We start from the raw sequence: 12885 nt of genomic DNA on the forward strand, positions 1-12885 counted from the left end.
CGTCTCCCGGTGGCGGGGGGCCGGGGCGGGCGGCTAGCTGGTGCCCAGGGTCGATGCGGAAGGCGGGCCGGGCATGCGGGAGCAGCAACCGGGACGGCGGGTACTTCGGACACCGGGCGCCGCGGGGCTGGCCGGGGTGGTCTTCGCGCTGCTCCTGGCGGCGGCGATGGTGCTGTTCCGGGTGGCGCTTCCGGAAGGCGGCGGCGCGGGCGCCGCGCAGGCGTTCACGGACTCCGGGCGGCGCGGCGCGCTGCGCGCGGCCCTCGCGCTGGTGCCGTTCGCCGGCATCTTCTTCCTGTGGTTCGTGGGCGCGGTCCGCACGCACGTCGGCGCGGGTGAGGACAAGTTCCTCGCCACCGTCTTCCTCGGCAGCGGGCTGGTCTTCACGGCGACGCTGTTCGGTGCCGCCGCGGCGGCGGAGGCCGTGCTCGCGGTGGCCCACCGGGCCGGCCTGCCGCCGCCGCCGGCCGCCTGGGACTTCGGCCGCCACTTCGCGTACACGCTGATGACGGAGTACGCCACGCGGATGGCGGCCGTCTTCGTGTCGTCCATGTCGGTCATCGGCCGCCGCCTCGGGGTGCTGCCGCGCTGGCTCACCACGCTGGGCTTCCTCGCCGCCCTGACGCTGCTGGTCGCCTCGTCCAACGTGCCCTGGGCGGAGCTCGTCTTCCCCGCCTGGTCGCTGCTGCTGGGCGTGCACATCCTCGTGGCGAACCGGGGCGGCCCGGCCCGGCCGGACGAGGCGTAGACCGCCGGCGCTCACGTCACTCGATCGGCGTGCCCGACGCGCGGGCGCCTCGCCCCGGCTCGCATGCTGGCCTGCGGGGGGACGACCGCCGTCCGGACCCGTGCCGCTCGCGCCGCGCGGGACGACCGGACCTGGCCAGTGGAAGGGCGGAGCGTCGATGAGGATCGTCGTCGATCTCAACAAGTGTCAGGGGTACGCGCAGTGCGTGTTCCTCGCGCCGGACGTCTTCGCCCTGCACGGCGAGGAAGCGCTGATCTACAGCCCGCGCGCGGACGACGAGCAGCGCGAACGGGTGGCGCGGGCCGTCGCCGCCTGCCCGGTGCAGGCGATCACCGCCGACGCGACGGACCGTACGGCCGAGGCCCGGGAGGCGTCCGATGGCCGCTGACTACGTGGAGTGGCTCAGGCGCGAGGGCCGGATCGTGATCGTCGGTGCCTCGCTGGCCGGTCTGCGGGCCGCCGAGACGCTGCGCGCCGAGGGCTTCGCCGGCGAGCTGACGCTGATCGGGGACGAGCCGTACGAGCCGTACGACCGGCCGCCGCTGTCCAAGTCCGTGCTGCTGGGCATGGCGTCCCCGCACCACACCGACCTGCCCCGGCGCTGGGAGATCGACGCCAAGTGGCGTCTCGGTGTCGCGGCGAGCGGGCTGGACCTGACGGCCCGGCGGGTCCGGCTGGCCGACGGTGACGAGGTGGAGTACGACCGGCTGCTCATCGCCACCGGGGTGCGCGCCCGGCCCTGGCCGAAGCCGGAGGAGGCCCGGCTGGACGGCGTGTGCCTGCTGCGCACGCGGGAGGACGCGGCCGATCTGTACCGGCGGCTGAAGGCGGGGCCGCGCCGGGTGTTCGTCATCGGCGCCGGGTTCGCCGGTTCGGAGGTGGCCTCGGCGTGCCGGGAGATGGGGTTGCCGGTCACCGTGGCGGAGCGGGCGGGGGCGCCGCTGGTGGGGGCGCTCGGCGGGGTCGTCGGCGCGGTCGCGGCGGACCTGCAGACCGAGAACGGCGTGGACCTGCGCACCCATGTGACGGTGACCGCGCTGGAGGGCGACACGGCGGGCCGCGTGCGGGCCGTCCACCTGTCGGACGAGAGCGTCGTCGAGGCGGACGTGGTCGTGGTCTCGCTGGGGTCGCTGCGGAACACCGAGTGGCTGAACGGGTCGGGGCTGGGCGCCGGGCCCCGGGGCATCGCCTGCGACGCGGGCTGCCGGGCCTTCGACTTCCGGGGCATCGTCACGGACGACGTCTTCGTGGCCGGTGACGTCGCGCGCTCCCCGCACGCGCTCTTCGGCTACCAGTTCCTGTCGCTGGAGCACTGGGGCAACGCCGTCGCCCAGGCGGAGACCGCCGCGCACAACATGATCTGCCACGGCGCCGACCGGCGCCCGCACCTGTGGATGCCGGCCTTCTGGTCCTCGATGTTCGGTGTGAACATCAAGTCGGTCGGGGTGCCCCCCATGGGCGAGGAAATCATGATCACGCAGGGTTCGCTGGCCGAGCGCCGGTTCGCCTGCGTCTACGGCTACCAGGGCCGGATCGTGGCCGCCGTGACCTTCGACAACACACGGTGGCTGGAGTTCTACCAGGCACAGATCGAGCGGGGCGCGCCGTTCCCGGTGGAGTTCCCGACGATGGACCGCCGTCCGGAGAACCGGCAGCCGGTGCCGGCCGGCTTCCCGGACCCGTCCCTGCCGACGCACGGCCCCATGGTGACCCTCAGCGGTTACTCGCCGGCCGACCAGCAGCTGGTCTTCCACCCCGCCCGCCACTGACCGCCGCCCGCGGCCCGCACGCCCGAAGGACCCGCCATGCCGCACGCCTCGATGTTGAGCCAGATCACCGACTTCGCCAACCGTGCCAACCCCTATCCGGTGTACGCGGAACTCCGCCGGACGCCGGTGCTCCACGAGGAGGAGGACGGCCCGTACATCATCAGCTCGTACTACGACATCAAGGCGCTCCTCCACGATCCGCGGATCAGCTCCGACGCCACCAACCTGGCCGCCGCCGGGGTGGACGAGCTGGACCAGGCGGAGGAGACGGGAGGGCTGCCGCCGTCGTTCCTGCGCCTCGACCCGCCCGAGCACGACCGGCTGCGGCGCATCGCGAACAGCGCCTTCGGGCCGCCGCACCGGCCCCGGCGGATCGACGGCCTGCGCGGCGAGATGCGGGAGATCGTCACCGCCCTGATCGACGGCTTCGGGGACGCGCGCCGGATCGACCTGGTCGACCAGTTCGCCTACCCCTTCCCGGTCACCGTGATCTGCCGGCTGCTCGGGGTGCCCCGGGAGGACGAGCCGCGCTTCCGGGCCTGGGTCGATCCGCTGGTCGCGACCCTCGACCCCGAGGTGCGGCAGGGCGCGGACGACGAGTTCCGCAAAAAGGCGCAGGAAGCACGGATGCAGCTCGGCATGTACCTGGCCGGGCTGGTCGAGCAGCGCACCAGGGAACCGCGCGACGACCTGTTGTCCGACCTGGTCGACAGCCGGGGCCCGGAGGGCTCGATGACCATGATGGAGGTGCTCAGCACCTCGGTGCTGCTGCTGATCGCCGGTCACGAGACGACGGTCAACCTGATCACCAACGGCATGCTCACCCTGCTGCGCCACCCGGAGGTCCTGGAGCGGCTGCGCACCGACCCGGGTCTGTCCGTCAACATCGTGGAGGAGCTGCTGCGGTACGAACCGCCGGTGCAGCTGGTACCGCAGCGCACCTGCATCGCCGACATCGAGGTGCGCGGGGTCACCATCCCCAAGGGCTCGCGGATCTGGCTGGTGCTCGCCGCCGGCAACCGGGACCCGGAGCGGTTCAAGGACCCCGAGCGGTTCGACCCGGACCGCGGGGACATCCAGCACCTCGGGTTCGGCAGCGGCATCCACAGCTGCTTCGGCGCGCCGCTGGCCCGGCTGGAGACGCAGCTGGCCCTGTCCGAGCTGGCCCGGCGGCTGGAGGGCCCCCGGCTGGTCGAGGACCCGCCGCCGTACCGGCAGAACGCGGTGCTGCGCGGCCCCCGGCATCTGGAGATCGCCTTCGACGGGCTGCGCTGAGCCGTCACGCGCGGCCGGGCGGCGGCCGGGGTCTCCACCTGGCTGCGGGCTGCCGCCCGGCTATGGGGTGGACGGGGTGCCGCCCGGCTGTGGGCTGCCGCCCGGCTAGCCGGTGCGGTTGGCCGGCAGCACCACGCAGACCTCGTAGCCGCCGTCGTCCGTGGGACCGGAGGTCATGGTGCCGCCGAGGAGTTCGGCGCGCTGGCGCAGGCCGATCAGGCCGTGGTGCGCGCCGGGCAGCGGCAGGGGCGGCTGGGTCGGCGCGGTGTTGGTGACCCGGACTCGTACGGAACCGCCCGTGTGCAGCAGGTCGATGCTCGCGGTGGCGCCGGGGGCGTGTTTGCGGGTGTTGGTCAGCGCCTCCTGGACGGTGCGGTAGACGGCGCGCTGCACGGTGGCCGGAAGTCCCTCGGGCAGGTCCATCGTCAGCCGGGTCTCGATGCCGCAGTTGTCGGCCAGCCGCCGGATGTCGGCGAGCGCCGGCTGCGGGGTCAGTTCCGTCGGGTGGCCGCCGGAGGCACGCAGGACGCCGACCATGTGGCGCAGCTCGTCCAGCGTCTGCACGCTCAGCCGCCGGATCGTCGCCGCCGCGTCCTTGGTGTCGGCGTCGCGCGCGCCGACCTGGAGCGCCCCGGCCCGTACGGCGATCAGGCTGACCTGGTGGGAGACGACGTCGTGCATCTCGCGGGCCAGCTGGGCGCGCTCCTTGGCCAGGACGGCCTGGGCCGTCAGCAGCTGCTGGTGGTCGCGCGCCTCGGAGATCTCGGTCAGCCTCAGCGACAGGTCGCGCCGGGTCCGCACCAGCTGGCCCAGGAAGATGGCGGCGGCCGCCGTGGCGGCGCTGTAGCCGAACGAGATCAGTTTCCGGGGGTCGGTCAGGTCCAGGTGCGGTGACGGCAGGGACGCCGTGTCGCAGAACGCGAAGACGAGGGCGCACAGCGGCAGCAGCGCCCTGAGGCGGCTGAGCGAGGCGAGTGTGTACAGCGCGGCCAGGCAGGCGACGACCGCGTCGGACAGCAGGACGGCCGGGAGGGTGAGGAGGTAGGTGAGCATGGGCTGCCGCCGGCGCAGCAGCAGGACGACGGCGGCGCCCAGGCCGCAGGCCATCCGCAGCGGCTCGGTGATGTCCCAGTGGGCCCACACGTCGAGGAGGGCCAGGGCCACGGCCGCGCCATCCAGCAGCAGCGGGGGTGGGCGGCGGGTCATCCGGTCTCCTCCGTGAGGAGGCCAGCCCGCTGGGCGAAGAGGGCGGCCTGGACCCGGCCGCTGACCTCCAGCTTGGTGAGGATCGCGCTGACGTGGTCCTTGACCGTGCCGGTGCTCAGGTGCATCCGGGCCGCGATGTCGGCGTTCGACAGGCCCTCGGCGATGAGGACGAGCACCTCGCGCTCCCGGCCGGTCAGCCGGCCCAGGGCCTTGGGCGGGCGCTCCTGCGGCCCGGCGCTCAGGTAGCCGTCCACCACCGCGCGGGTGACCTTGGGCGAGAGGACGGTGCCGCCGCGGGCCAGGCTCTGCACCGCCAGCGGCAGCGCCTCGGGGTCGGTGTCCTTGAGGAGGAAGCCGGCGGCGCCCGAGCGCAGGGCCGTCTCGACGTACTCGTCCATGTCGAACGTGGTCAGCATGGCCACCACGGGTGGCTGCGGCAGCCGGCGGATGTCACCGAGGACGGTGAGGCCGTCGACGTCCGGCATGCGGATGTCCAGCAGCACCACGTCGGGGTGCTGCTCGCGCACCGTCCGCAGGGCCTGCCCGCCCGACACCGCCCCGACGACCTCGATACCGTCGGCGGCGGCCAGGATGCGCTGGAAACCCGTGCGGATCAGGGCTTCGTCGTCGACCACCAGTACCCGGATCACGTGCGCTCCAGCCTCGACGGAACCACTGTCCGATTCGTACCACGCCCGGGGCGGCTTCGCCGCCGGGCGCCGTGGTCGTGGCAGCGCGATCCGGTCCTGTCCGGTCAGGGCCGGCCGGTGAGGCACAGATGCCGGCGCGTGACCGGCATGGCCGGCACCGCGACGGTCTCGGAGCCGTCGGCCGGGGGCCGGTGCCGCGGGGCGGCCGGCGCGGCGGGCCGGACGTTCCACCGGCCTTCGCGCAACGTCAGGGTGACGGCGGGTGGCACGTCCAGGTAGCGGAACGCGCGGGCGGGCAGGGACAGCGCGTGGACCAGCGCCGCCCGGACGACGGACTCCTCGGCGATCACGAGGACGGCCCCCGGGCCACCGGGCAGCGCCTCCAGCCAGTCGGCCGTCCGACGGCACAGCCCGCGGACGCTCTCGCCGCCGTGCGGTGCGGCGTCGGGATCCGTCAGCCAGACGGAGAGGGCATGGGGGGCCACGGCCGCGATGTCGGCGGCCGGGCGGCCCTCCCACGTGCCGTGGTCCAGGCCGCGCAGGGCTTCCTCGGGCGTGGCGTCGACCCCGAGGGCCTCGGCGGTCCGCGCGCAGCGGGCGGAGGGGCCCCGCAGGGTCAGGGCGTACGGCGGCGGGGCCGCTGTGACGGGCACGCCCGGGGTGCCGTCCCCGAGGACCCGGTCCTGGCCGCCGTGCACGGCGGTCGCGCAGAACATCGTCAGTCGCACCGTCACCGTCCGACCTCCTTCTCCGATCGGGAGGACCACTCCACCGGGGCGGAGGAGTTTCCCTTGGACACCACATTCCAGGAAGGGTGCCCCGCGAACCTCCAGCAGGTGGCCGGAGCACCCCCGCCGGTCGGCGGGACTTGTGGGCGGGAGGGTCGGGGGTCGGGGCCGCTCGTGTCCTACGACCGCGGTCCAAGGTCGCACTGGTACCAGGTGCCCCGCTCACCGCCCAGGTCGGCCGGGTCGGCCGGTCCGACCGGGATGAACCCGGATTTGACCAGCACCCGGTGGGACGCGGCGTTCCGGTGGCTGGTGGCCGCCCGCAGGGTGCGCAGTCCGTACCGCTGCGCCGCCAGCCGGCACACCTCCCGGACCGTCTCGGTGGCCACACCCCGGCCGGCGACGTGCTCGGCGACCCGGTAGCCGAGTTCCGCCGTGTGGTCGCGGATGTTGACCAGGTTGAACCTGCCGAGCACCGCGCCGTCCTCGCCGACGAGTACGTAGCAGGCGCAGGTGCCGGTCTCCTGCTCGGCCAGCAGGTCGTTGTACCGGTCGGTGAACCGGTCGAAGTACTCGTCCCCGCGGTCGGAGATCGAGGCGGCGAAATAGGCGCGGTTCGACAGCTCGAAGGCCAGGACCGCGTGGGCGTGGCTGGCGTGCAGCCGCTTCAGCTCGGGCACCGCCCGACTGTACCCGGACGGGCAGCCCGGTCCGCGTGTTGTCCACCGACCGGGTGCCGCGGCGCCCGGGTTGCGGCGCGGGAGGCCGGGACGATCCGGAGGAGAGGGCTTAGGTCCGGCCGTATCTCCGTGGCACTCCATGACGGGAGGGCCTGAATGACAGCGACTGCAGCTGGAGGGACCAGTTCTGTACGGGGTAGGCGTATACCGCCTCGAGGGCGGCCTGGCCGCGTCGGCGACGGCGAGGACCCTGCCGCCGCTTCCGGAGGAAAGTGGAACTTCTCCGTCAGCGTTGCTGTCTCAGCCCTGAGCGCTCGCGGCTCTTTGTGCTGGGCCAGCCATGTCGCGGGAAGTTGGGGAAGTCGGGAAGTTGGGGAAGCGGAGGGACACTACGCTGCAAGCCATGACCGAAGGGACAGAGGGACGCCAGGTCCGGGACGCCTGGCGCCGGATCGAGGCGTGGCTGGAACAGTACGCGCCGGCCACGTACGCGGCACTCGGCCCCGGAGCGGACCCTGAGCAGATCGACGCGGTTGAGAGCGCCTTGGGGCTGCTCGTTCCCGTTGGGCTGCGTACCCTGTGGGGGCTCGTCTCCGCCGGCAATGTCGGAGAATTCGGAATGCTGCGTGAAAACAACGCGCTGATCCCCCTGGAAGAGGTCGTCCCGCTCTACCAGATGATGATGAGCGTCCAGGAAGAACTGGACGCTGGCTACTCTTCTCCGGGCGCACCCGGGCAAGGCGACGTGATTGCCTGGCAGCGTTCCTGGATACCGGTCTTCTCCCTCGGGCCGCACGATACCGTCCACGGAACCTTTCTCGACAGCGCGACCGGCCTGATGTGGAAGTGGACGAAGACCGCCTACCAGCCCCCCGGTGATGACGATCCGCAGGATTCCCTCGTGACGTATTTGGAAGACCTGGCCGACTCCCTCGAATATCCCGGTCTGGGGCAGGAGCGGCCCGGCACGGTGAACGGTGCCCTCGTGTGGCAGTCCCGCACGTACGAGGATCTGGACTGGCGGCCAGCTGGTAACTGAGAACGGAAGCGGGGAGAGGCCAGTGCTGAGGGCGCGCGAGCGTGGTACCAGCAGCTGGAGTACGGCTTGTACGCCCTGGGAATCACGCCGTTTCTCACTGTGATCTACGATCCGGGTCGCCATCGGAGGCCGACGACCGGCGACGGTCTCACCAGCTGACCCACCGACGCCGCAATAATGCCGGGATCCGCCATACTGCCCGGCCCGATGGCCACCGTACTCCTGTGGTCCTCGAGCCGGGTGAGGCAGCTCTGCGCAGGTTGTCAGATCCCCACGGTCCCGGCTCCGAGGTCGCGACGCGGCGGTCCTGGAAGCGGAGGTTGGAGCAGGCAACCTGGAGGCCTTCATCGAGGGGGCGATTGTCGGCGGTGAGCTGCCGGGCTCCCTATTCGAGGGCGCGCGTGCGCGCCAGGTTGCCCCGTGTTCGTTGTTCTGGTCGACGAGCACCCCCGACCGACGTTCGCCGGCCTCCGTCCTCGACGCAGCGATGGCAGCCCGGGCATACAAATCCATCCCCCACGGGCCGCAGCATTGAGGCGACAGGTGGAGGTTCACACGCCCTCAGACCCCCCGCTGCCGCACGGTCGACCCCGCCCTTCCCTTGACGACCTCCAGCTGGGCGTGGATGCGGCGGCGCAGGTCCGGGACGTGGCTGACGATGCCGACGCTGCGGTCGCGTTCGCGCAGGGAGTCGAGGACGTCCAGGACCTCGTCCAGGGTCTGGTCGTCGAGGCTGCCGAAGCCCTCGTCGATGAAGAGGGTGTCCAGGCGGACGCCGCCCGCCTCGTCGGTGACGACGTCGGCGAGGCCGAGGGCGAGCGCCAGGGAGGCGAAGAAGGTCTCGCCGCCGGAGAGGGTGGCGGTGTCCCGCTCCCGTCCGGTCCAGGCGTCGACCACGTGCAGCCCGAGGCCGCTCCTGCCGCGGCCGGTGCGGTCGTCGGAGTGGACGAGGGTGTAGCGGCCGGACGACATGCGCTGCAGGCGTACGGTCGCGGCGGCGGCGACCTGTTCGAGTCGGGCCGCCAGGACGTACGACTCCAGGCGCATCCGGCGTTCGTTGTCGGCCGAGGTGCCCGCGGTGAGGGTGGCGAGCCGGGCCACCCGGTCGTACTCCTCGCGCAGCGGGCCCAGCCGGCGTACGGCCCCGGTGGCGCGGGCGGAGAGGCGGTCCAGCTCGGTGCCGCAGCGGGCGGTGGCGTCGCGCGCGGAGGCGGCCTCGCGCAGCCGGCGTTCCGCGTCGGCCGCGGCGCGCTCGGCCGCGGCCGGGTCGGCGGGCGGCTGCTGGGCGGCGGCCGCGGTGCCGGGCTCGGTGAGGACCGCGCGGACGGCGGCCTCCTCCTGCTGCCAGGCGTCCAGCCGGTGCTGGAGCTCGCGGTGGGCGGCGGGGTCCAGCAGGGCGTCGGCGGCGGCCTGCGGGGTGTCGAAGCCGGCCCGGTAGGCGGCGTCGGCGAGCCGGGCGTCGGCGTCCTTCAGCCGCTGGGCGGCGTCCTCGGCGGCGCGCACGGCGTCGGCGGCGTCGGTCAGCCGGGCCGCCTGCCGCTCCAGTTGCGCGGCGCGCGCGGCCACGCTGTCGGCCGTGCCCCGCGCCTGCGCCAACTCGGCTTCCAGCTGAGCCTGTTCGCGCTCCAGGGTCTCGCGCCGGGTGAGCCGGGAGGCGGCCCGTACGGCGGCCTGCTGGCGGTCGGCGAGGCGCTGCTCGCGTTCCCGCTCGGCGCCCCGCAGCTCCTCCTGGGCGGCGTGCAGGCCGGAGGCCGCACGGCGGGCGCGGGTGTACTCCTGCTCCAGTGCACCGGCCTCGGCGGCGAGCCGGTCGGTGGGCGTGTCGCCGGCCTCGGCGGTGGCGGCGGCCACGGCCTCGCGGACCTCGCCGAGGCGCCGTTCGTCCTCGGTGTGCCGGTCCTCTGCCCGCTGGTACGCGGCGAGGGCGGTGTCCTCGGTCTCGCGGTCGACGTGTCCGGCGACCTTGCGGGCGGGGGCGGGGTGTTCGGTGGCTCCGCAGACCGCGCAGGGCTCGCCGGCGGTGAGGTGGGCGGCCAGTTCGGCGGCGATGCCGTTCAGGCGCTGTTCCTTCAGGTCCAGCCAGTGGGTGCGGGCGTCGAGGGCGCGCTGCCGGGACTCCTCGGCGCGCTGCCGGGCCTGTGCCAGGTCGGCGGCGAGCCGGTCGCGGGTGCGGGCCGCGTCGAGCCGGCGCTGCATGGGGGCGCGCTGGACGGCGAGTTGCTCGGCGCGGGTGGCGGCCTCCTGGGCGGCGTCGACGCGGGTCTGGAGGGCGGCGCGGGTGCTGTCCCAGTCGGCGAGCCAGGTGTCGGCCTCGCGCAGGACGTCGTCGTCGGCGCGCTCCTGCCGGTCGAGTCCGGTGCGTTCCTCGGTGAGTTCGGCGAGCCGGCGTTCGGCGCGCCGGGCCGCGTCCAGGCCGCCCAGTTCCTCGGCGGCCCGGCGGGCGGCGGCGGCGAGTCCGCTCGCGTCGGCGCCGGCATGGGAGTCGGGCAGCAGGGCGCGCGCCCGGGCTTCGGCCGCGGCGGCCCGGTGGTGTTCCGTCTCGGCGGCCTCCCGCAGTTCCAGCGCGGGGGCGACGGCCTCCGCCTTGCGGCCCCGCTGCATGCGTTCCTGTGCCTCGCGGTGGGCGCCGGCCCGTTCCCGGAGGCGCTCGGCGCGCTGCCGGGCCTCGGCGAATCTGCCCTGGAGGCGGGCGAGTTCGCGCGCCTCCTCCAGGGCGCGGCGGGCCGCGGCGTGGGCGGACTCGGCGGCGGAGAGCCGGCAGTGGGCGACGGTGAGGCGTTCCCGGGCGGTGCTGCGGGCGACGGCGGCGGCGGCGAGGACGGCCTCGGCCAGGCCCGGGTCGCCCGCGGCCAGCTCGGGCAGCTCCATGGCGTCGCCGGCCTCCTGCTGCATGCGGTGGGCGTCGGCGAGCAGGGCCGTGTCGCCCTCGCGTACGCGTGCCTCGGTGGTGCGGCGGCGTTCGGCGAGGCGTTTCTCGACGTCGGTGAAGCGCTGGGTGTCGAAGAGGCGGCCGAGGAGCCTGCCGCGGGCCTCGGCGTCGGCGCGCAGGAAGCGGGCGAAGTCGCCCTGAGGCAGCAGGACGACCTGGCAGAACTGCTCGCGGCTCATGCCGAGCAACTGCTCGATCTCGGTGCCGGTCTCCTGGTGGGAGCGGCTGAGGTCCTTCCAGGCGCCGGCCCGGGCGTCGTACTCGCGCAGCCAGGTCTGCGCCTTGTCGACCGTGGTGCCCTTGCCGCGCAGCTTGCGGCGCTCCCACGGGGGCTGGCGGGTGATCTCCAGCCGGCGTCCGGCGACGGTGAGTTCGAGGCGGACCTCGGTGCGGGTGCCCGGCTGGGCGTGGTCGCTGCGCAGGTGCGTGCCCTGGCTGCTGTGCCGGGCGCCGGGGACGGAGCCGTACAGGGCGTAGCAGACGGCGTCCAGGACGGAGGTCTTGCCGGCGCCGGTGGGGCCGTGCAGCAGGAACAGCCCGGCGGTGGACAGCGCGTCGAAGTCGACGCTCTGGGCGCCGCCGAAGGGACCGAAGGCGGTGATGTCGAGCCGGTGCAGCCTCACCGGGCCACCTCCCGCACGGCGTGGTCGGCACGCACGCCGTCGAACGCCTCGCGCAGCACGGCCGTCTCGTGCTCGTCGGGTCCGGTGCCGCGCACATGGGCGACGAAGTCCTGGGCGATCTGCTGGTCGCTGCGGCCCGCGAGCCGCCGGGCGTACGACACCTGGGGGTCGTCCGGGGCCCGTTCCGGGGCGAAGACCAGGCTGAGGGTGTGCGGGAAGCGCTCGGTGAGCCGGGCCATGGGGTCGGCCGGGCGGACCGGGTCGGTGAGGGTGGCCTCGACCCAGGCGTCCTCGTGGCGGGTCAGCGCCGGGTCGGCGAGGAGGTCGTCCAGGGTGCCGCTGATCCGGGCGAGCGGGCGGGGCACCGGGCAGTCGAGGCGTTCGGCGGTGACCGCGCCGTCCGCGTCCAGGTCGATCAGCCACATGCTCTTGCGGTGGCCGGCCTCGGAGAAAGAGTAGGCGAGCGGCGAGCCGGAGTACCGCACGCGTTCGGTGATGGTCTGGCAGCCGTGCAGGTGCCCGAGCGCCGCGTAGTCGACGCCGTCGAAGACTCCGGCCGGTACGGCGGCGACCCCGCCGACGGTGATGTCCCGCTCGCTGTCGCTGGCCTGGCCGCCGGTGACGAAGGCGTGGGCGAGGACGACGGAACGCGTGCCCCGCGCACGCGTGGCGAGGTCGGCGCGGACGCGGTCCATGGCGGCGCCGAGCACGGTCTCGTGGCCGGCCTTGTCGACGCCGAACTCGTCCTTCACCAGGGCGGGTTCGAGGTACGGCAGCCCGTAGAAGGCGACGTCCCCATGGGTGTCCCGGAGCACGACCGGGGTGCCTGCGGCGGCCGGTTCGGTACGCAGGTGGATGCCGGCGCGGCCGATGAGTCCGGCGCCGACACCGAGGCGGCGGCCCGAGTCGTGGTTCCCTGAGATCATCACCGTGGGCACGCCGAGGTCCGCGAGCCGGTGCAGCGCGTCGTCGAACAGCTCGACCGCGGCGAGCGGCGGCACCGCGCGGTCGTACACGTCGCCCGACACGACCACCGCGTCGACCTCGCGCTCACGCACGGTGGTGACGAGGTGACCGATGAACTCGGACTGGGCCCCGAGCAGGTTCACCCGGTGGAAGGCCCGGCCGAGGTGCCAGTCGGACGTGTGCAGGAGTCTCATGAGCCCCGAGACTAACGGCCGGATCTGACATCACGGGCGGTTGCTCCCGTATCGCCACCACGGCCGGGGCGTTACCCG

Annotated in this window: 11 protein-coding genes; 5 read left to right on the forward strand and 6 right to left on the reverse strand. The window is 74.0% G+C overall.

The window, feature by feature from the left end; all coding sequences use genetic code 11:
* The first annotated feature begins 73 nt into the window (after nucleotides 1–73).
* The 4 genes from ACZ3ZD_RS29995 to ACZ3ZD_RS30010 all read left to right on the forward strand — a co-directional run bounded on the left by ACZ3ZD_RS29995 (nucleotide 74) and on the right by ACZ3ZD_RS30010 (nucleotide 3792).
* Nucleotides 74–748: a hypothetical protein gene (locus tag ACZ3ZD_RS29995; protein ID WP_467403991.1), complete on the forward strand. Its 675-nt coding sequence runs from the start codon at nucleotides 74–76 to the stop codon at nucleotides 746–748.
* 157 nt (nucleotides 749–905) lie between these two features.
* Nucleotides 906–1136 (forward strand): ferredoxin, encoded by a 231-nt coding sequence (locus ACZ3ZD_RS30000; protein WP_467403994.1) that lies wholly within the window; start codon nucleotides 906–908, stop codon nucleotides 1134–1136.
* Nucleotides 1126–2517, forward strand: coding sequence for an NAD(P)/FAD-dependent oxidoreductase (locus ACZ3ZD_RS30005; protein WP_467403996.1), 1392 nt, complete (start codon nucleotides 1126–1128; stop codon nucleotides 2515–2517). Before ACZ3ZD_RS30000 ends, ACZ3ZD_RS30005 begins: the two co-directional genes overlap by 11 nt.
* A gap of 36 nt (nucleotides 2518–2553) precedes the next feature.
* A complete protein-coding gene (locus tag ACZ3ZD_RS30010) occupies nucleotides 2554–3792 on the forward strand; it encodes a cytochrome P450 (protein WP_467403998.1) in 1239 nt (412 codons plus the stop codon).
* 105 nt (nucleotides 3793–3897) lie between these two features.
* Here ACZ3ZD_RS30010 and ACZ3ZD_RS30015 read toward each other — a convergent pair whose 3' ends face one another.
* The 4 genes from ACZ3ZD_RS30015 to ACZ3ZD_RS30030 all read right to left on the reverse strand — a co-directional run bounded on the left by ACZ3ZD_RS30015 (nucleotide 3898) and on the right by ACZ3ZD_RS30030 (nucleotide 7056).
* Nucleotides 3898–4998: a sensor histidine kinase gene (locus tag ACZ3ZD_RS30015; RefSeq protein ID WP_467404000.1), complete on the reverse strand. Its 1101-nt coding sequence runs from the start codon at nucleotides 4996–4998 to the stop codon at nucleotides 3898–3900.
* A complete protein-coding gene (locus tag ACZ3ZD_RS30020) occupies nucleotides 4995–5648 on the reverse strand; it encodes a response regulator (RefSeq protein ID WP_467404002.1) in 654 nt (217 codons plus the stop codon). The genes ACZ3ZD_RS30015 and ACZ3ZD_RS30020 overlap by 4 nt, the downstream gene beginning before the upstream one ends.
* Before the next feature lie 104 nt (nucleotides 5649–5752).
* Nucleotides 5753–6382 carry a histidine phosphatase family protein gene (locus ACZ3ZD_RS30025; protein WP_467404005.1) on the reverse strand — a complete coding sequence of 210 codons (630 nt, stop codon included), beginning with the start codon at nucleotides 6380–6382 and terminating at the stop codon, nucleotides 5753–5755.
* Nucleotides 6383–6555: 173 nt separating this feature from the next.
* Complete coding sequence (locus ACZ3ZD_RS30030; protein WP_467404007.1) at nucleotides 6556–7056, reverse strand: GNAT family N-acetyltransferase; 501 nt, start codon at nucleotides 7054–7056, stop codon at nucleotides 6556–6558.
* A 403-nt stretch (nucleotides 7057–7459) separates the two neighbouring features.
* Here ACZ3ZD_RS30030 and ACZ3ZD_RS30035 point away from each other — a divergent pair, with 403 nt between their 5' ends.
* On the forward strand, nucleotides 7460–8095 hold the full coding sequence (locus tag ACZ3ZD_RS30035; RefSeq protein ID WP_467404011.1) for an SMI1/KNR4 family protein: 636 nt from the start codon (nucleotides 7460–7462) through the stop codon (nucleotides 8093–8095).
* Between the two features lie 561 nt (nucleotides 8096–8656).
* Here ACZ3ZD_RS30035 and ACZ3ZD_RS30040 read toward each other — a convergent pair.
* Both ACZ3ZD_RS30040 and ACZ3ZD_RS30045 read right to left on the reverse strand, forming a co-directional pair.
* The gene (locus tag ACZ3ZD_RS30040; protein ID WP_467404015.1) at nucleotides 8657–11647 is read right to left on the reverse strand and encodes an AAA family ATPase; all 2991 of its coding nucleotides are present in this window, start codon (nucleotides 11645–11647) and stop codon (nucleotides 8657–8659) included.
* Nucleotides 11644–12807 carry an exonuclease SbcCD subunit D gene (locus ACZ3ZD_RS30045; protein ID WP_467404019.1) on the reverse strand — a complete coding sequence of 388 codons (1164 nt, stop codon included), beginning with the start codon at nucleotides 12805–12807 and terminating at the stop codon, nucleotides 11644–11646. The genes ACZ3ZD_RS30040 and ACZ3ZD_RS30045 overlap by 4 nt, the downstream gene beginning before the upstream one ends.
* Between the last annotated feature and the right edge of the window lie 78 nt (nucleotides 12808–12885).

This window comes from Streptomyces sp. NPDC023481 (assembly GCF_055560195.1).

Excerpts from the sequence above, each read along its gene's own strand:
- ACZ3ZD_RS30045 (WP_467404019.1), bottom strand. The coding sequence starts at position 12,807 with ATGAGACTCCTGCACACGTCCGACTGGCACCTCGGCCGGGCCTTCCAC.
- ACZ3ZD_RS30035 (WP_467404011.1), top strand. The coding sequence starts at position 7,460 with ATGACCGAAGGGACAGAGGGACGCCAGGTCCGGGACGCCTGGCGCCGG.
- ACZ3ZD_RS30005 (WP_467403996.1), top strand. The coding sequence starts at position 1,126 with ATGGCCGCTGACTACGTGGAGTGGCTCAGGCGCGAGGGCCGGATCGTG.
- ACZ3ZD_RS30010 (WP_467403998.1), top strand. The coding sequence starts at position 2,554 with ATGCCGCACGCCTCGATGTTGAGCCAGATCACCGACTTCGCCAACCGT.
- ACZ3ZD_RS29995 (WP_467403991.1), top strand. The coding sequence starts at position 74 with ATGCGGGAGCAGCAACCGGGACGGCGGGTACTTCGGACACCGGGCGCC.
- ACZ3ZD_RS30000 (WP_467403994.1), top strand. The coding sequence starts at position 906 with ATGAGGATCGTCGTCGATCTCAACAAGTGTCAGGGGTACGCGCAGTGC.
- ACZ3ZD_RS30015 (WP_467404000.1), bottom strand. The coding sequence starts at position 4,998 with ATGACCCGCCGCCCACCCCCGCTGCTGCTGGATGGCGCGGCCGTGGCC.